We start from the raw sequence: 18,364 nt of genomic DNA on the forward strand, positions 1-18,364 counted from the left end.
GGGCGGCACAGCAAGCGGCCAGGTGCTTGGGGCCCAACACGTTGGCTTGCTCAAAGCCTGGCTTGCGAAGCGCTTTCGTCGTGCCGGCCAGATTGAAAACGATCTCGCAATCGCGGACGGCGTTCTCAAGGGATCGCGGGTCGGAAAAATCGCCGACGATGAAGCGTGGGTTCAAAGGCTGCAGCGGCCTAAGATCGGAACTCGATCGAACCAGACACGTCACCTGGTCGCCTCGTTGCGTCAGATGTCGGACCAACTGAGTTCCGATGAAACCGGTGGCCCCGGTGACTAAAACGTTGGCCATGACTCTCACGCTAACTTCGCGGTGTGGGCTAAGCCCGTGTCGGTTCAAGCCCCTTCATCGTCGATTTCCCGCTGGCAAATTCGTCCGTCGGCAGTCCGCTTTGTTGCAGTACCGAAACGAACAGGTTCGCTAGAGGATAGTTGCTGGCGCGGTCAAAGGCGAGATGTTGTCCGTGGCGGAAGCCGCCACCCCCAACCAGAACCGGCAGGTTTCGGTTGTCGTGACTGGACGCGTTGCCGAGATTGCTGGTCATCAGGACGGAGGTCTGGTCGAGCAAGTTGCCATCGGTTTCTTCAAAGTTCGCCAAGCTGCGAAGAAAGTCGCCATAGGCGCCGACGATCTGTTCTTCGATCAACGCCAATTGGGCCAGCTTGTCCGCGTCGCGACCGTGATGGCTGAGCGTATGATAGCCTTCGTCGACGCCTTCGATCGGCAGCTTGGCGTTGCCACCGGGAAGATTCAACGTGATGAATCGTGTCGAGTCGGTTTGCAGGGCCAGTTTCATCAAACTCAGCATCATCGCCTGGCAGCCGACCAAATCGTTGGCGTCCGGTGGGGTCGGCGGCTTGGCATCGACGACCGGCTTGGGCATCTTCGCCCATCGTTCGTTGGCGGCCATCCGTTGTTCCAACTCGCGTACGCTGGAGAAGTACGAATCCAATCGGTTGCGGTCGCCGGCCCCCAGATCACGTTGCAATCGTTTCGCATCTTCGTTGACCACGTCCATGATGCTGCGTCCGCTGCGAATCCGATCGGCTTGCCGCAATCGTTCTTGTTGCGACTGGTCGATGAACAGCGTCGCGAACAGTTCCGCCGGCGAACTCAGCGAAGGGATCATCGCCCCGGTGTCGGTGTACGACGGGCTCTGGGTGCCGCTGGTGCTGAGGACCAACGACGGATAACGCGTGGCGCCGCCGAGATGTTTGGCCAGGTATTGGTCTACCGAGATGGTGTTCTTGGCGCTGCCACTGTTGCCGATCGGCGTGGCGGTCAAGATGCTCGCTTCGGCGCGGTGTCCGTTGGAAACGCCCGGGTGGCTGCTGCCGGAGACGACGGTGAATTGATCACGGATGTCAGCCAGTGGGTTCAGATAGCGGGACGGCGCATACGTGCGACCGGCTTGTTCGGGGAACAGGTTTTCGCCGAGCAATCCCAAACCGATCGTGACCGAGACGAAGCGATGGGCGGGGGGATCGGATTTTGCGCCGGCGGAGGCTTCCATCGCTGAGAGCCACGGCAGTGACATCGCGACGCCGCTGCCGCGGAGCAGGGTACGGCGGGCCAGGCGACTCTTCGGCGAATGAAAACGGACGGGGGCGTTACGCCCGGCGTGATTTTGTTTGTTCGTCATATCGGTTCACTTGGTGAGAAAGGTTTTGCTGGTCACGACGGCTTCGATCAGCGATCGCAATCGATAGCCATCGGGTTTGGTTTGAGCGACGATGTTGTCCAGGGTCTTGCGGTCGGCGAACGTGATTTCGTGTCCGGTCGCATAGACGAGCAGTTGAGCGGCAAAGTTTCGGGCGACGAGATGGTCGTCGCTGGCGGCGAGTTCTCGGAAGGCGACGAAGGAATCGAATTCTCGACCGTCGGCAAGCCGGTACGCCGAGTCGACTTTGGGACCTTTTTTATAGGAGCCGCCGCGACGCGTGAAATAATGGTCACGCCACTTGCCGGCGGCGTCAAAGTGTTCCAGCGCGAATCCGGGAGGATCGATTTTCGCATGGCACGATGCACACTCGGTTTGCGAACGGTGTTTTTCAAGGATCTGGCGAACCGTCGTGGCACCGCGGACGTCAGGTTCGATGGCGGGCACATTGGCCGGCGGATCGGGGATGGGAACGCCGAGTAATCGATCGCAGATCCAAACGCCGCGGACGACCGGCGAGGTGTTGGATCCATTGGCCGTCACCTTCAGGATCGATCCGTGCGTCATCAACCCGCCGCGAAACGGATGGTCCGCGATCGAGACGCGTTTCCATTGCGAGGGGGCGATGTCGGCTTCGATGTCATAGTAGCGGGCCAGACGATTGTTCAACCACGTGAAATCGGATTCAACCAGCATCCGCGCCGGTTGGTTTTCGACAATCAATGTCTCCAGATAGCGACGGGTCTCACCGAGCATCGCATTTTGGACCACCAAGTCGAAATCCTTGTGCATTCGACGATCCGGTTCGGTGAAGTCGATGTCGGCGAGGTCCAACCATTGGTCGGAGAAATCGTTGACGAAGTGCTGCAGCGTTTCGCCTTGAAGCAAGCGACGCGTCTGCGCAACGATCTCCGCCGGATCGGACAACCGACCCGCGTCGGCGGCCGCACGCAGTTTGGAGTCGGGGGCTCTGCCGGTCAGCATGTAGCTGAGTCGATTGGCGACGGCGTGGTCGTCCAGACGTCCGGGCGTTTCGGTGAAATAGATGAAGCGAGGCGAACACAGCACGGCTCGATACGTTTGACGAAGCACTTCGATCGGATCATTGCCGTCCGCGATGCGTTGATCGATCAGGCGGGCGTAGGGTTCCAGCATCTCCGTCGTGACCGGGCCGCGGAAGGCTGCGGTGGCAAAGTCATGCAACCGCTTTTTCAGGTCTTCTGCCGGTGAATCACTGTGCAATTGAAACCGTTTCGATTTCGCATCGTAACGCACGTCCAGATCGCCGAACAAAGCTTGCCGGACGGCCGCCTGGTCTCCGCCGGGATAAATTCGTTCGATCTTGAGCGAGTGCATCGCGACACCGGGAACGTCTTGCGGTTCCCCTTCGCCGAATCCGACTTGCCCGCCGTTGAAGCGAGCTTTCTTGAGCGTGCTGTCGGCCGGGCGGATCTCAAACATGTGATCGGCTTCGATCCATGTGGTGAAGGTAAACGTTTGCGGAGTCTCAGTCGCTTCGAATGCGCCGACCCAATGCATCAGTGGCGCGCTGGAAACACATTTGCCACTTCGGACCGAACACCACAGGCCGCGATCGTCGGGCATCTTCAATGAAGAAGCGTCCAGCGTGATGCGATACCAACCGGAATGGTCCACTTCGGTGCGGGAGATCCGTCCGTAGAACGAGAGCCCGCAGGACCAGATCACCGCCGCGCCGTCGCGCAACTCGGGATCGCGATTGCGTTGCCCCTTGCGCTTGTTCGCGATTCGTGAGGCGGGCAGGTCGATGACGACGTCGGACTGGTTGGGGCGAAGTCGATCAAAGGCCAGGTCCAAGGCCGCATCGACGACGCGCAGGTGGTCTTCGAGATGATAGTGGGACATCGACTGGGCATCGGCGATGTTGCGAAACCCATCGGTGCGTTGTTCATCGGGCATTAATTTCGAAAGCGGGGCGGCGATCGCAAACAAGTCACCGAGCGTTCGTTCCAGTTGATGGTTGGTCAGTCGTCTGGAGAGCACGCGGCCGAGTGATTGATGACGCGACGTGATGGCTTGGTCGATCGACTCAGCAGCCGAGTTGAGAAATCGTGTTTTGGGCTCCGCTTCGACTTCGCCGTATTCCTCCGGCGGCATTTCGCCGTCTGCAACGCGGTCAAAGACGCGGACCCAAGTGGCGATGTTTTGGGGTTCGCTGTTTGGGGATTCGCTATTCTGGGGTTCACTGGAGTGTGCCAGATCGGCCCACTTCAGACGGTTCAAATCAAATCCCCCTTCACCTTCACTGCCGTCGTGGCAGTCGAGACAATTCTGCTGCAAGAACGACATCACGTCGTCCTTGCGGTGATTGAGTTGTTGCGTGTCGTTGGAGTCGGTCGCTTCGGCGGCTACAGCGGATGGTTGCAGCAGCAGTGTCGTCGTGAGCACGGCAAACAACACGATCATCGGCAACGCATGATGTCGCGCGGCGGTCCATGTGGTTGTGCACGTGCTGCGCAGGTGGCTTGCGCGGCATCGACGCCTGTGATGGGAGGGCATGAAGGCTTGATTCATCACTCGGTGAGTCATTGGAGGTGGGATCGAGCGCGGCGAGGGGTGGCGATCCAGCTGATCGCAGGTGTCACGACCCGTGTAAAAGGCGGGAGGGGTCGATACCGCCGCAGTCTCCATTATAGCTGCAAGGCCAGGGGTTCACGATGCGTTTTGGAGTGCGACGGCTTCGATCGACCGCTGCTGAACTGTGAAGGAGGGACGCAACGCGGTATTCTGGGCAAGGTTGTGGTCCGCCCGACGAATCAGACCACGCCGAATGTCTCTCGAATTTGTCCGCACCATCTCTAGAAATTGTCCCTACAGGCATACCCGATGCTGTTATCCGAGCCCCCCGAGACCGCTTACGACATCCGCTTCACGTTACTGGGATTCCCGGTCCGGATCGCGGTGACGTTTTGGTTGGGTGCGGTCGTGTTTGGTTACGCGCTGTGCCGTTTTTTTTCCAGTGAAGCGCTCGGCGTCGGGCCATTGATGATCGCTTGGGCGCTGTGTTTGCTCGTTTCGATCTTGATTCACGAACTGGGGCATGCCTTGGCGTTCCGTCATTACGGCATTCAGTCCTCGATCGTGCTGTATCACTTCGGCGGTCTGGCGATTCCGACAAGCACGTACACGCCGGGTCGATCGATCGCGCGGATCGGCGAGAAGGAACAGTTGATCATTTCGGCGGCCGGGCCGGCATTTCAGTTGTTATCCGCACTGGTCGTGATCCTGGCGGTCAAGTTGGCAGGTTTCGAAGTGTCGGCGTTCCGTTGGATGCCATCGTTTCTGGCGACGCTTCCGTGGGTCACCGAAGGCCCGGTGATGGATAGCCGAGGCATGTTGGCACTGGTGACGTTCTACATCTTGCCGAGTGTCTTGTGGGCGTTGTTGAACCTTGTTCCGGTCTGGCCACTCGATGGAGGACGCATCGCGCGCAGTCTGATTGTGATCAATGGTGGCACAGTCGCGCAATCGCTATGGGTCAGCGTGATCTGCAGCGGCTTGTTGGCGTTCTATGCGTTCAACCATGGCCAACCGATGATGGGCATCTTCTTCTTGATGTTCGGTTTCAGCAGTTACCAGATGTTGAATCCGATGAACAACGGATGGCGCTAACGCGGTGCAACGAATGGCAGCAGCGCGGTGCAACGAATGGCAGCGCGGTGCAACCAAACGTAGCGCGATGCAACCAACGATCACGCGCATCAGTGCAACAAAGTCGCGCGAGATGGACAACAAAGTGCGCTAAGACAGTTCGATCAAGTGGTTCGTTGCAAAATTTTTCTCAAAAACTTTTGCATGCGTTTGATGTCGCTTCCAACCACTGCGCATGGTGTCGTCGAGCATGCATGAAGTCATCGAATGTCAAGTGCTGCGCGCGACATCAAGACAACGAAGCGCATCGTTGTTGTGTCCGTTCGCGTTTCCATCGAATGCGCACAACGCATTGCTGTATCAATATTTGCGTCAACGCGCACACAACGAGGTCGTGGCGCGATCGGTGCAACGATGCGCCGACACGTCGCTTGTCATCGAAGGTTCAACGTGATCGTTGCGAGCGTTGCTTCGGTCGCAATGAACAGCGTTGGGGTAGCAGGAACGAAGTGTCTTGCAAGCATAATTTTTCCGAAAACATGTTGCGGAATTTGACGCAGCGCGTACAAATACCGCAGGTTTACGTCAGACAGCATTGATTGGTCCGTTGGATAACTGGCTTCAATGTTTGTCTGTCACTTACTAACGCATGGTGAGCCGTGGCCGGTGGCTTGTCGGGGAACGTTCCCACGCAAGTCACAATGACTCGCCATCGTTTCCAATTCCGCGGAGGAAAAACGTGGCTAAAAAGAAAGCAACCAAGAAGAAGGCTGCCAAGAAGAAGGCAACCAAGAAGAAGGCAACCAAAAAGAAGGCTGCTAAGAAGAAGGCCGTGAAGAAGAAGGCTGCCAAGAAGAAGGCAACCAAGAAAAAGGCGACCAAGAAGAAGGCAACCAAGAAGAAGGCTGCCAAGAAGCGCAAGTAAGCTGCTTCTCTTCGCCGATTCTCAATCGGCCCCATCCATCCACCAAACCGCTCGGGTCACCCCTGAGCGGTTTTTTTATGGCCGGTGCCAACCGGCTGATGCCAAATGGTGGATTCAATTGACAGGTGGTCAAGCGTGTTGGTCGCAACCCGAAAACGGAGTTGCGGCGGGCGAATCGAAGCCCACCCTGCGGGGGAGCGCTGTGAAGCACTGATTTCCCGCGTTCGACGAGGTTTTCACCGTCTGTTCCACTCGTTCAGAGTGTCGGCAGGGTCGGTTTGGGCGGTGCGGCGGCATTGCGGGCGGCCAGGGTGCGGACCATCGCTTGGCTGACGCGTTCCAGCGGGGCTCGAGCGGCTTCGTCGTCGGCGAGGACCGCAGCCAGCCGGCCTTCATCCCCGGCGACACGCAGTTTGATGTCCAGCGGAAGGCCGCCGAGGAAGGGGACGTCCATCTCTTCGGCCTTCTCGCGTGCTCCACCGGATCCAAAGATGTCGTAGGTCTTGCCGCAATCGGGGCACAGGAAGCCGCTCATGTTTTCGACCATACCCAGGATCGGAATGTTGACCTTTCGGAACATTGCGATCGCTTTGACGGCATCGAGCAGCGCGACCTCCTGGGGTGTGCAAACGACGACGCTACCGGCCAGCGGAATGGCTTGCGAGAGCGTCAAGGCGACGTCGCCGGTTCCCGGTGGCATGTCGATGATCAGGTAATCCAGTTCACCCCATTCGGTCATGCCCAAGAACTGGTTGATTGAACCGTGCAGCATGGGGCCGCGCCAGATCACGGCTTCTTTGGGGTCCACCAGAAATCCCATCGACATCACGGGCATCGGAGACAGGTCGGGGCTGTCGTCGAGCATGATCGGATCGATCCGCTTGGACTCGCTGAAACCCGGGCGGCCGGAGAGTCCTAGCAAGTGTGGAATGCTGGGGCCGTAGACATCGGCGTCCATCAAACCGACTCGGCTGCCCAGTCGCCGCAGCGTCAGCGCGATTGAGGCCGCCACGGTGCTTTTGCCGACGCCGCCCTTGCCGCTGCCGACCGCGATCACGCTTTTGGCGCGGAGTGCCGTTTGGCCGACACGGGTGGCCGGTCGGGCGTGCGTCTTGAACTCCAGGTCGACTTGGATGCCGGGAAAGGCAGCGGCTAGTTTTGCCTCCACGGCGTCGCGAACGTCGTCTTGGATCGGACGCGAGTGTGAGGTGAGGCCGAGTTGGATGTTGGCATGCTGGCCGTCCAGACTGACCGAGACGACTTGTCCCATCGAGCCCATCGGGCGTCCGGTTTCGGGGTCGGGGTGCCCATCGAGAAGCTGGCGGACGGAGGATTCGGAGAGTTCGGGCATGTTATCGAGTTCCAGGTTCCGGGTTCCAGGTTCCAAGTTGGCAACGCCAAGTTGGATGGTCAGTCGGGTACAGGGTAACGATTTGCCAAAGAAGTGGGACCCAGCTAAGAAAATCTGAAATCTGAAACCTGAAACCTAAAACCTGAAACGAAAAAAAAGCGGCTCGGCAGCGAACTGCCGAGCCGCTTTCGCGGTTCACGTCTAGAGTCCAGCAGCCGGGTTTATCACCCGGTTGCTACGTTTCGCTTTATCAGCGGACGTAGCGGGCACTGGCTTGAATGACGCGACGCTTTTGTGAGATGCTCGCACTCGGATCAACGATCGGAGCGGGAGGCATGGGAGCTGCGTCGGTGGCGGGAGCAGCGGCCGGAGCCGGTGCGGGAGCCATCGGGGCGCTGTAGGTTGCTCCGCATCCGCAACCGCTGTCGCACGCCGGGGCGTCGCAGCAGCTGTCGCATCCGCAGGAGCTTTTGCGAAGGTTGCCGAAGAGTTTCTTCAACAGGCCTCCGCTCTTGGAGCCGCAGCCGCAAGCCGAGTCGCAGCCGCTGTCGCAACCGCAGGGGGCAGCGACTTCGCAGCCACATGCCGGAGCGGTTTCGCAGCAAGGAGCAGCGACTTCGCAGCCGCAAGCCGGAGCGGTTTCGCAGCAAGCGGTTTCGCAACCACAAGCCGGTTCACAGCACGAGCTTTTCTTGCAAGCGAACAGGTGGGCCAGCAGTCCGCCTTTTTTCTTGCTGCAGCCACACGCCGGAGCGGTGTCACAGCAAGGAGCAGCGACTTCGCAGCCACATGCCGGAGCGGTTTCGCAGCAAGGTGCAGCGACTTCGCAGCCACAAGCCGGAGCGGTTTCGCAGCAAGCCGGGCCAGCGACTTCGCAGCCACAAGCCGGTTCAGCGGCACAGCCACATGCGGGTGCTTCACAACCGCAAGCGGGTTCGGCACATCCACAAGGGGCTTCGCAGCCACAAGCGGGTTGTGCTTCACAGCCACACGGTGCAGCGGCACAGCCGGTGTCACAACAAGAAGAGCTAGAGCAGCCCTTCATCAATTTTTGGAGCAAGTCCATCCCTTGTGTCTGGCAACACGTCGTGGTGCCAAGAACGAGGGCCATCATCATCAGTGTCCGTATCATCGGAGCCACGTCTCCCTTAGTTTGTTACGCGGGTCGATTTGAAAAGCGGGTCATGTTGGTCGAATTCGACTGCCACTCGGGTGCGTTCGCTGGACGAAGTTGCCGGCGATCGCATCCGATTGATACACCCTTCGAGCACGGACGGACCGCGGTGTGGGTTACACAGCCCGCCGACTTCGTTCAGCTCGATGGCAATTCGTCGTGGTGGAACAACGTCTTGCCAATTGATCGGCAATTCGAATCCGCACGCAAAATCGCTTTTCAAATCCCCCGTTGCGTCCTGTGCAACGAGGAATTCTGGGTCGATCGTTCGCTGACGGCTCGTCCCGGTCGGGGCGATTTGTCAGCTGGGATCACTAACCGTATCGGACCGGTTACGGTCAGAGATTACTGTTCCACTCTATTTTCACCAGCTTGCGAAGCTTTGACGGCTAGGTAATTTTCTCTCGATGTGGGGGGGGCAACTGATACCCGGGTTGGTCACGTGGAACAAACGGACTGGACGGTATAAACTATCGCGACACGGATCACGTGAGGCGTTTCAGGGTCGCCCACCAGGGGGCCGGCCCGCATCGCGGGCATGGCAACGGCTGTACTGACGGGGCACGTCGTGTTCTGTGCATTGCAGTACTGTGTGCCGTGGATTAGCAGACGTTTGCGGAGGGATCCGTACAGATTTGCCACTCTCGAGCGTTGGAGACCTGTCCAGATGCCTGATCGAGGCCCCGCCGTTGTCGATCTGACCGCCCTGCCAGGGGTCGAGTGCCCCTGTGGCATCGCGCGTCGAGCGTTTCACGACCGTGACGAGTTCCCCGGTACGGTACATTTGACGAATATCGATCGATCCGCCCGGACGCACTACCATACCGAACACACCGAGGTTTACGTCGTATTGGAGTGTGACGATGACGCCGCGATCGAGCTGGACGGCCGATTGCACCCTGTACGTCCTAAGACTTCGGTTTTGATCCCCCCCGGCACTCGACACCGTGCGGTCGGATGCATGCAGGTGGTGATCGTTTGCTTACCCAATTTTGACCCTGCCGACGAACACTTCGACTGAGGGCTCATGAACAGGGCTCATGAACCTCGGCCAGTCCAGTTAAGATAGCGACCATGCCCACTTCGTCCGTTGCCCAATCTTCCTTCCTGCCTGTTTGCCTTCCCATGACGCGACCAACTTTTGACTTCCAACGTCGACTCCATGCGGCGTTCCCCTTCCTGTTGATGCTCCCGATGTTGTGGCTCGGGGTGGCCGCATCGGCGGCCGATTGGCCCTATTGGCGCGGCCCCAACATGGACGGGACCGCCGACGTCAGCGGTTTGCCCGACGACTGGGATTCAAAAGGAGGCGACGGCAGCAATCTGCTTTGGAAACGCGAAGACATTGGCAGTTTCTGTACCCCGGTGGTGATGGGGGGACGGCTTTACACGATCCAGCGGCATCTACCCGACACCGAGCGTGAGGGTGAGAAAGTCGTTTGTCTCGATGCCAAGACCGGCGAGACGATTTGGGAAAACAGCTACAACGTCTGGCTGTCCGATGTCCCCGCAGAACGGATCGGGTGGACCAGCGTCGTCGCCGATCCCGAATCGGGCAACGTGTATGTTCTGGGCGCTTGTGACGTCTTTCAGTGCATGGACGGGGAAACGGGCGAGACGCTTTGGCAGGTCCCGTTGCACGAGCAATTCGGAATGCTCAGCACCTACGGCGGCCGGACAAACTTCCCCATCGTTCACGAAGATTTGGTGATCATTAGCGGGATCATCATCAACTGGGGCGACTACGCCAAACCCAATCACCGCATCCTGGCACTGGACAAGCTGACGGGCGAATTCGTTTGGTTCAGCGGAACGCGTGATCTGCCCTACGATACGTCTTACTCAGCGCCGACGATCACGACCATCGACGGTCAACGACAGTTGATCATGGGTTTTGGCGACGGCCAGGTCTGGGGCATTCAGCCGCGAACCGGAAAGCAACTCTGGAACTACGAATTGTCGCGCCGCGGCCTGTTTGCCGCTCCCCTGGTTATCGGCGACAAGGTGTTCTGCAGCCACAATGAAGAGAACGTCGGCGAATGGGCCAACGTGATGGGCGCCGTCGCGGCGGTCAAGATTTCCGGCACCGGCGATCAAACCCAAGCCAGTGAGTTGTGGAAGCAGTACGAAGTCGTGGCGGGATTCAGTGAACCTGTGCTCGTCGACGGGCGTTTGTACCTGGTCGACGACCGCTGCAAGATGTGGGTCTTCGATGCCGAAACGGGAGAGCCGATTGTCGAACAAGAACGGTTTGCCGACAGCCGCCAGAAATCGGCACTGTTGTACGCCGACGGTAAAATCTATGTGACGACCGAAAATGGTCGTTGGTCGATCGTCAAGCCGACCGCCGACGGGTTCGAAGTGATCAATGACGGACGACTGCGCAGCGAATCCTTTGTCGCCTCGCCGATCGTCGCTGATGGCCGCTTGTACTTCCAAAGCACACGGAACCTGTATTGCATCAGCAATGAGGCGGCCAAGCAGTCCGACCAATCGATGAGCGACGCCTATGGGGAAGAACGCCCCGTTGCCGAGGACACGCAGATCGCTCAGGTCCAGATCGTTCCGGTCGAAGCCTTGATCCAGCCCGGTGAGTCGATCGAGTACAAGGTCAACGTGTTCAACGCGATCGGACAAAAACTGGAAACACCCAGCGGCGTGACGTTCCGAGTCGAAGGCGGCGCGGCGTCGATCGACGGCAACAAGTTGACCGCCGCGGCGGACGCGGCTCATACCGGGGTCCAGGTCGTCGCGCAGTTGGGCGAGGCCACCGGGACGGCCCGCGTGCGGATCGTGCCCCCGTTGCCCTGGAAGTTTACCTTTGACGGCCTTTCCGATCCGCCCCTGTCGTGGGTCGGTGCCCGATACCGTCACGTGATTCGCGAGATCGACGGTTCGGCGGCGTTGACCAAGATCAGCACGATCCCCAAGGGGGCTCGAAGCCGTGCCTGGATGGGACCGAGCGATCTGTCGGAATACACCATTTCCGCCGACGTCCGCGGTCAACGGGCGTTGGGCGCCCTGCCGGACATCGGGTTGACGGCCCACGGTTATGTGCTCGACTTAATGGGCGAAGCCCAACAGGTTCAAATCCGGACGTGGGCGTCCTCCGAAGAACGCGCCTCGGACGTCGCGGCGTATCCGTGGTCGGAGGACCAGTGGTACCGGATGAAGCTGCGGGTCGATTTGGAGAGCGAAGCCCCCGCTCAGGTGGCTGTCGTCCGCGGCAAGGTCTGGCCCCGCGATCAGGAGGAGCCCGAAGAATGGACACTCACGGTACGAGACGAATCGCCCAACTTGGCTGCCAGCCCAGGCCTTTACGGCAACGCAAAGGTCGCGGAAATTTACTTGGACAATATCGAAGTCGTTGAAAATAGCAACGAACCATAGCAGGGGGGCTTCATTCCGCATTACGGCCGATCATTTGATTCATCGGTCGTGTTGCCTAGAATGAGTTTCCCTCCCCCATTGCCCTTTCCCACCCCACACCAGGTCAACTGACCCCATCGCAATGCGAAAACAAGAACTCTCGGCGTTCTCGATGATTTTGGCTGCTTTCTGCCTCGGCACGCTGACCACCGTCGCGTTCAGTGGTTGCAAGCCACCGACCGCCGTGCCGCGTGCCGCGGAAACCAGCAACACGTCGGGCAGTAATACAACCGGCAGCAACACGACCACGTCGGCCCGCTGGGCGTCCAACACGACGGCCAACACCACCGTCGCGGCTGAAACCCCGGTTGCCGAAGTCCCGATGCCGGTCAAACCCGCCGTCGAAGTGGTCCAGCCGGCAGCGGCCGAGCCGATCGCCAGCGAACCCGCAGCCAGCGAACCGGTTCCCAGCGAGCCCAAAGCAAGCGAGCCCAAAGCCAGCGAACCGAAAGCCAGTGAACCCGTTGCCAAGGTCGCCGCCAAACCGACCAGCGATGCCAAGGTGGAAAACCAGACATCGCCGCCCACGTTGGTTTCCGAAGTTTCGGACCCCAACGAAGTGATGGCGAGCGGAAAGGACTGGCCGCAATGGGGCGGAACGCGATTGCGAAACAACACGCCGGGTGTGACCGGATTGCCGCGAAGTTGGAACATCGGCAAGTTTGATCGGCGGACGGGAGAGTGGGACAACAGCAACGCCGAAAACATCGTGTGGTACGCCAATCTGGGCAGCCAGACGTACGGGAATCCCGTCGTCGCCGGCGGTCGCGTGTTCGTCGGAACCAACAACGGTGCCGGACACCTGAAACGTTATCCTTCCCAAGTCGACTTGGGATGCTTGTTGGCCTTTAACGAAGCCGATGGAGAATTCTTGTGGCAGCACAGCAGCGAAAAGTTGATCACCGGTCGCGTCCACGACTGGCCGTTGCAGGGGATCTGCTGTGCACCGCTGGTCGAAGGCAACCGGTTATGGTTTGTGACCAGCCGTGGTGAAGTCCGCTGTCTCGACGTCGAAGGGTTTTATGACGGCGAAGACGACGGTCCGGTGACAGAGGAAACCGCGTTTGTCGCGGAACTGATGCTCGCCAGCGACGCCGGCAAGGCGGCGGTGGCGGCACTCGGCGAAGGCAAACTGTCTGACGGCTTGGTCGAAGCGCTCAAAACGGCCGGCGAAGAGGTCAGTGGTGATGTCAAAATTGAAAGTGTCAATGAAGGCGCCGGCTGGGTTGCCAGCGGGAACTTCGGCGGCGTCGATCGCACCTTTGAACTGAAAAAGGCCGGCCCGCGGTTGAGCGTGTTCAAGAGCTTGGGCATTCATGACAAACGCGACGCCGACACCATCTGGATCTACAACATGATGGAGGAACTGGGGACCAGCCAGCACAACATGTGCTCGTGCAGCGTGACCAGCTATGGCGATTACTTGTTCGTCAACACCAGCAACGGACTGGACGAATCGCACTTGAACCTGCCCGCTCCCGATGCACCGACGTTCCTTTGCATGAACAAGAATACCGGTGAATTGCTGTGGCAGGACAGCTCGCCGGGATCCAACATTCTTCACGGCCAATGGTCCAGTCCCACGGTCGCCGTGCTCGGCGGCGTGCCGCAGGTCTTGTTTTGCGGCGGAGACGGATGGTTGTACAGCTTCAAAGCGGATGGCGGCGTCGATGGCAAGCCGGAACTGCTGTGGAGATTCGACTGCAACCCGAAGGAATCCAAGTGGGTCATCGGCGGCGAAGGCACTCGAAACAATCTGATCGCGACGCCCGTCGTCTACAACGATCTGGTTTACATCGCGGTCGGACAGGACCCCGAGCACGGTGAGGGCGAAGGCCACTTCTGGTGCATCGATCCCACCAAGCGGGGCAACGTTTCACCGCAACTGGCGATGAAGGTCGAAGGCGACAGCCGCACCGAGATCCCCCACAAACGGATCCAAGCCGTTGAACCCGAAAAGGGTGAAATCGCGGTCGACAATCCGAATTCGGCCGTGGTTTGGCACTACTCGTTGTCCGACAACAACGATGACGGCGAAATCGACTTCGAAGAGGAAATGCACCGAACGATCGGCACCTGTGCGATCAAAGACGACGTGATCTACGTCGCCGACTTTTCGGGATTGCTGCACTGCCTGGATGCCCGTGGCGAGAATGGCGAGGCCAAGGTCCACTTTACCTATGACATGTTCGCACAAAGCTGGGGCAGCCCGCTGATCAGTGACGGGCACGTCTACGTGGGCGACGAAGACGGCGACGTGGCGATTTTCCAATTCGGTCCGCAGTACAACGAGCCGATCGAAGAAATCAACATGGGCAGCAGCGTCTACAGCACGCCGATCGCGGCCAATGGTCGGATCTACATCAGCACCAAAGACAAGTTGTTCGCAATCGAGAAGCAATCGCAATGACGAAGACCGTCGTGGACTGTGGCAATTGTGGCCCCGATTTTCACTCGATCCGTCAGTTTGTGACTTCCAACTTTGATGCCGTCGTCGTGCAATCGCACGACGCGGAAGAAACGCTCAAGTTGCTCCGCCAGCGTGACGTCGCGCTGGTGACCGTCAATCGGAAACTTGATCGGGACTACTCTGATGGGATGGAAGTCGTCAACGCGATCAAAGCCGAAGAGGATCTCGCCGACGTGCCGGTGATGTTGGTGACCAATTACGAGGAACACCAGCAGGCGGCGATGGAGGCCGGTTGCGTGCGGGGTTTCGGAAAGCTTGCCTTGCGAGACTCGAGGACCGTCGAACTGCTTCAGCCGTACCTGGGTTCAAATTGAACCACTCCACCACCTTTTTTTTGATCGCGATTTTCGTCGGCTTGTTGGCCGGCGGTCTGCTCGGTGCTCAACCGAGCATCAACGGATCACTGGGCAAGAGCGTCGCTCACCCGTTGCAAGCCTCATTGATCTCCTTCGGCAGCGGGACGCTGATTCTGTTGGTGCTGACGATGGTGGTCGGGGAATTCCCCCCCGTGTTCGCCGTGTCGCCGCGTCAATTGCCGTGGTGGATCTGGTTCGGGGGTGCGATCGGTGTGGTGATGGTTTCGACGTCGCTGTTCATTGTGCCGCGGATCGGCTCGCTGCCCTGGTTTGCCGCCGTCATGACGGGGCAAACACTGGCGGCGCTGCTGCTGGATCATTACGGGTTGCTGGGCAATCCGAAGACACCGGTTTCTGCCCTGCGAGTCTGTGGGACGCTATTGTTGGTGCTGGGAATCTTGGCGATCGTCGGGGCGCGGCGTCTGGAGACGACCCAAGACGCGGCGGTGGAAGTCGTCGAGACCGAAGACTAAGTTTCGTAAGCTTGCAGCTTGCGTAAGGCAGGGAATGGCAAGCAGGATGCTTCCCTGACTGTTGGCAAGCAGGATGCTTACCCCACTGTAGGCGACGATCGCATGTCCAACGAACCTCCTCTCGATGATGCCGATTCGCCCGAGACGCCCTCCCAGGCTGCCTCACTGGACGAGGTCTGGCAGAGCTTTGGCAGTCAGCTACGGCGCCGCGCGCGGACGCGCTTGCGGCAGTATGGTCTGACCGGTCAGACCGAATCGATGGACATCTGCAACGAAGTGATGGTGGATTTGGCCAAGCGAACCGACGCGGATTCGCTGACGGCGGACGATATTCTGTCCTACATCCTGCGTGCGATCGATAACGAAGTGGTCGACACCTTTCGAACGCTGGCGCGTCATTGTCGCGATTTTCGTCGCAACGAAGCGACGCCGGTGGAGGAGATCAAACTTCACGGTGCCCAGACCTCGCCCAGCCAGATCGCGCTCCGCAAGGAAGTGGCTGACCGCGTGCGTTCGATCTTGGGCGATTCGGACGCGTTGGCGCTCGACATGATGTTGCAGAACCACGACTGGAACGAAATCGGCCAGCGGCTGGGGATCAAACCGGACACCGCCCGCATGCGGGTCCGCCGCGCACTCGACCGGGCGCGCGAAGAGATCGGATTGTCGGAGTCGTCGTGATGGCCGAGCGTCCGTCCCCGCACGATTCAAGCCGTCCCGCCGATGCGACCGCAAGCACGTCGCCACACGTTGCCGGGATCGATGATCTGATCGGTTGGTTGCAGCGGCGCCGCGAAAGTCATCCGACGTCACCGCTGGCGGAGCTGATCGATCAGGCATCGCTGTCAACGAGCGGTCTGGTGGAATTGGCGGCCGTCGATTTGATCGGGCAACGTCGCAGGGGACAGCAGGTTGTCGTGGAAGACTACTTGAAGCAGTTCCCACAGCTGGCCGAGTCCGAGAGCGATGTGTTGGACCTGATTGATGCCGAGCTTTGTGTCCGACGGGAACGAGGTGAGGATTGTGACGCGTCCCATTTCCGTGATCGGTTTCCCGAATTCGCCGATTCGATCGAGCAATTGATTCATCTGGAACCCGGACCGCGAGAAATCCACGCCGGCGACAGCTTGGAATGGGATCAATCGGTTGTCCAGCGAGAGATGACCGTGGCGGCGGGGCAGCCTTCGGGCGGGCAACCGGTTTCGGAAACGCGTTCGGATGATTCGATCGACGTTCCGATCCCGATCAAACCGCCCGAGTGGATCGTCGGCGCCCGGTGCATTGCGACCGTGCAACTGCAGCGTGGGCGGTGTTGGCTGGTCAAGGGACGTGACACCGAGCGGAACGACACCGTGGCGATGAAGATCATCCCGCTGCCCGCGAGGCTGGGGCGAACCGAGCGGACCCGCATCCTGGATCTCTGCGAACGCACCAGCAGCGTCGCGCATCCGTCCTGGGTGGCACCGCGGATTGCGGCGATCAACAACGAGCACCTTGCGGTCGTGCGGCCCTGGATCTTCGGCGAATCCTTCGCGTTACGCCCGCCTGGTGCGAATCAGGTTCAGCGATTGGAGATGCTCGTGCGTGTCGCGTTTGCGCTTGCCGCGGCACACCGCATCGGTGCGACGCATGGCAGTGTGAAACGCGAGAATGCGATCATCGATCATCAGTCCCGCGTCAACCTGATCGACACGGCATCGGGGGTTGCGTGTTGGGCGGAACCCTATGCGACGTGGGAGCACGAGCTGTCGAAATCACTGCCCGACCGGATTCGCCGCGATACGATCGGATTGGTCGCAATGATCGCGCTGGAATGCCTCGAGTCACCCGATCGAATCGCATCGACCTGGATTCCGCAACTCACCGACGGAATCGACTTCAGTCGCAATGATGCCTGTGCGAGCATCGGCGAGGCATTGCAGTCCTGCTTGGATCGGAAGCCCGTTGAACGCTCGTGGTGGCAAAGAGTGATGCGTCCTTGACGGTACCACCGTTCCTCCTTTGCACGAATCGAATCCCTTGCAGTCAGAACACATCTACGAAACGCTGTTTGTCCGGCAGCTGTTCAACGAAATGTCAGCGACCTATGGGACGGTCAATCTGATTTCGTCCTTCGGGTTTTGTCGTCGATGGCGGCGGCAATGCCTTGGGCAACTGTCGATTCCGGAGTCGATCACCGTGATCGACTTGATGACCGGGATGGGGGAACTGTGTCCCGCTGTCGGCAGATCGATCGGTCCTGGCGGGAAGATCGTTGCCGTGGACAATTCACCCGTCATGTGCCGTAAGGCTCAAGAAAACCACGTGGGTCGACTCGCGTGCGAACTGGAGATTCGCGAAGAAGACGCGCTCTGCAGCCAAATCCCCGACGACTCCGCCGATGTTGTCGTTTCGTCGTTTGGCCTGAAGACGTTTTCCAGAGACCAAACGATCCGATTGGCCCGCGAGATTCATCGCATCCTGAAGCCCGGCGGGACGTTTTCCTTCATCGAGATCTCGGTCCCGCCGTCACGATGGCTGAGAATTCCTTACTTGCTTTATTTGAACAACGTGATCCCGCTGATCGGCAAGCTTCTGATGGGCAATCCCGACAACTATCGCATGTTGGGCGTTTACACGATCGCATTCGGTGACTGCCGGTCCGCGATCACGGCGTTTCAAGACGCCGGATTGAACACGAAATTGCGGTCGTATTTCTGGGGCTGTGCGACGGGCCTGGTTGGCGAGAAACCCAATTCATCGCGCGCTGCTACCACCCAGGACGGTGAAGAAGGCGACGCGATCGTGAAAGCTTGATCGCATTGGAAAACGAAGCGGCGCCCCGCGCGGGGCGGGAGTGTGAATGGCACGGGCATGAGTGTTGGTGTGCAGGCTTCAGCCACC

At 59.4% G+C, this 18,364-nt stretch carries 15 protein-coding genes; 11 read left to right on the forward strand and 4 right to left on the reverse strand.

The annotated features are described in order from the left end of the window. The 3 genes from ABX749_RS02685 to ABX749_RS02695 all read right to left on the reverse strand — a co-directional run. Nucleotides 1–304, reverse strand: a 304-nt coding sequence (locus ABX749_RS02685; RefSeq protein WP_372894650.1) for an NAD(P)H-binding protein, incomplete at its 3' end; no start/stop codon positions are given. A gap of 28 nt (nucleotides 305–332) precedes the next feature. Further along, nucleotides 333–1,655, reverse strand: coding sequence for a DUF1552 domain-containing protein (locus ABX749_RS02690; RefSeq protein ID WP_372894651.1), 1,323 nt, complete (start codon nucleotides 1,653–1,655; stop codon nucleotides 333–335). A gap of 6 nt (nucleotides 1,656–1,661) precedes the next feature. Then, nucleotides 1,662–4,118: a DUF1588 domain-containing protein gene (locus tag ABX749_RS02695; protein ID WP_372894652.1), complete on the reverse strand. Its 2,457-nt coding sequence runs from the start codon at nucleotides 4,116–4,118 to the stop codon at nucleotides 1,662–1,664. A gap of 420 nt (nucleotides 4,119–4,538) precedes the next feature. On the opposite strand from ABX749_RS02695, the gene ABX749_RS02700 reads away from it, so the two are divergent. Next, nucleotides 4,539–5,324 carry a site-2 protease family protein gene (locus ABX749_RS02700; protein WP_372894653.1) on the forward strand — a complete coding sequence of 262 codons (786 nt, stop codon included), beginning with the start codon at nucleotides 4,539–4,541 and terminating at the stop codon, nucleotides 5,322–5,324. Nucleotides 5,325–6,042: 718 nt separating this feature from the next. Continuing rightward, nucleotides 6,043–6,228, forward strand: a complete 186-nt coding sequence (locus tag ABX749_RS02705; RefSeq protein ID WP_259632653.1) for a hypothetical protein — start codon at nucleotides 6,043–6,045, stop codon at nucleotides 6,226–6,228. Between the two features lie 256 nt (nucleotides 6,229–6,484). On the opposite strand, the gene ABX749_RS02710 is transcribed toward ABX749_RS02705, so the two are convergent. Then, nucleotides 6,485–7,579, reverse strand: a complete 1,095-nt coding sequence (locus ABX749_RS02710) for a P-loop NTPase (RefSeq protein ID WP_372894654.1) — start codon at nucleotides 7,577–7,579, stop codon at nucleotides 6,485–6,487. Nucleotides 7,580–8,368: 789 nt separating this feature from the next. Here ABX749_RS02710 and ABX749_RS02715 point away from each other — a divergent pair. From ABX749_RS02715 to ABX749_RS02755, 9 genes are all read left to right on the forward strand, one after another. Continuing rightward, nucleotides 8,369–8,611 carry a hypothetical protein gene (locus ABX749_RS02715; protein ID WP_372894655.1) on the forward strand — a complete coding sequence of 81 codons (243 nt, stop codon included), beginning with the start codon at nucleotides 8,369–8,371 and terminating at the stop codon, nucleotides 8,609–8,611. Nucleotides 8,612–9,420: 809 nt separating this feature from the next. Further along, entirely contained in the window at nucleotides 9,421–9,774 is a 354-nt protein-coding gene (locus ABX749_RS02720; RefSeq protein ID WP_145210513.1) for a cupin domain-containing protein, read from the forward strand. 104 nt (nucleotides 9,775–9,878) lie between these two features. Continuing rightward, a complete protein-coding gene (locus tag ABX749_RS02725) occupies nucleotides 9,879–12,143 on the forward strand; it encodes a PQQ-binding-like beta-propeller repeat protein (RefSeq protein ID WP_372894656.1) in 2,265 nt (754 codons plus the stop codon). Between the two features lie 121 nt (nucleotides 12,144–12,264). Further along, on the forward strand, nucleotides 12,265–14,592 hold the full coding sequence (locus ABX749_RS02730; RefSeq protein WP_372894657.1) for a PQQ-binding-like beta-propeller repeat protein: 2,328 nt from the start codon (nucleotides 12,265–12,267) through the stop codon (nucleotides 14,590–14,592). Beyond that, entirely contained in the window at nucleotides 14,589–14,966 is a 378-nt protein-coding gene (locus ABX749_RS02735; protein ID WP_095739526.1) for a response regulator transcription factor, read from the forward strand. Before ABX749_RS02730 ends, ABX749_RS02735 begins: the two co-directional genes overlap by 4 nt. Continuing rightward, the gene (locus ABX749_RS02740; RefSeq protein ID WP_145210506.1) at nucleotides 14,963–15,481 is read left to right on the forward strand and encodes a DMT family transporter; all 519 of its coding nucleotides are present in this window, start codon (nucleotides 14,963–14,965) and stop codon (nucleotides 15,479–15,481) included. The genes ABX749_RS02735 and ABX749_RS02740 overlap by 4 nt, the downstream gene beginning before the upstream one ends. Nucleotides 15,482–15,583: 102 nt before the next feature. Next, nucleotides 15,584–16,162: a sigma-70 family RNA polymerase sigma factor gene (locus ABX749_RS02745; RefSeq protein ID WP_145210500.1), complete on the forward strand. Its 579-nt coding sequence runs from the start codon at nucleotides 15,584–15,586 to the stop codon at nucleotides 16,160–16,162. Continuing rightward, complete coding sequence (locus ABX749_RS02750) at nucleotides 16,162–17,463, forward strand: hypothetical protein (RefSeq protein ID WP_372894658.1); 1,302 nt, start codon at nucleotides 16,162–16,164, stop codon at nucleotides 17,461–17,463. Before ABX749_RS02745 ends, ABX749_RS02750 begins: the two co-directional genes overlap by 1 nt. A gap of 37 nt (nucleotides 17,464–17,500) precedes the next feature. Further along, entirely contained in the window at nucleotides 17,501–18,277 is a 777-nt protein-coding gene (locus tag ABX749_RS02755; protein WP_372894659.1) for a class I SAM-dependent methyltransferase, read from the forward strand. Nucleotides 18,278–18,364: the final 87 nt, after the last annotated feature.

The organism is Stieleria sp. (assembly GCF_041595215.1).
Lineage (GTDB): Bacteria > Planctomycetota > Planctomycetia > Pirellulales > Pirellulaceae > Stieleria > Stieleria magnilauensis.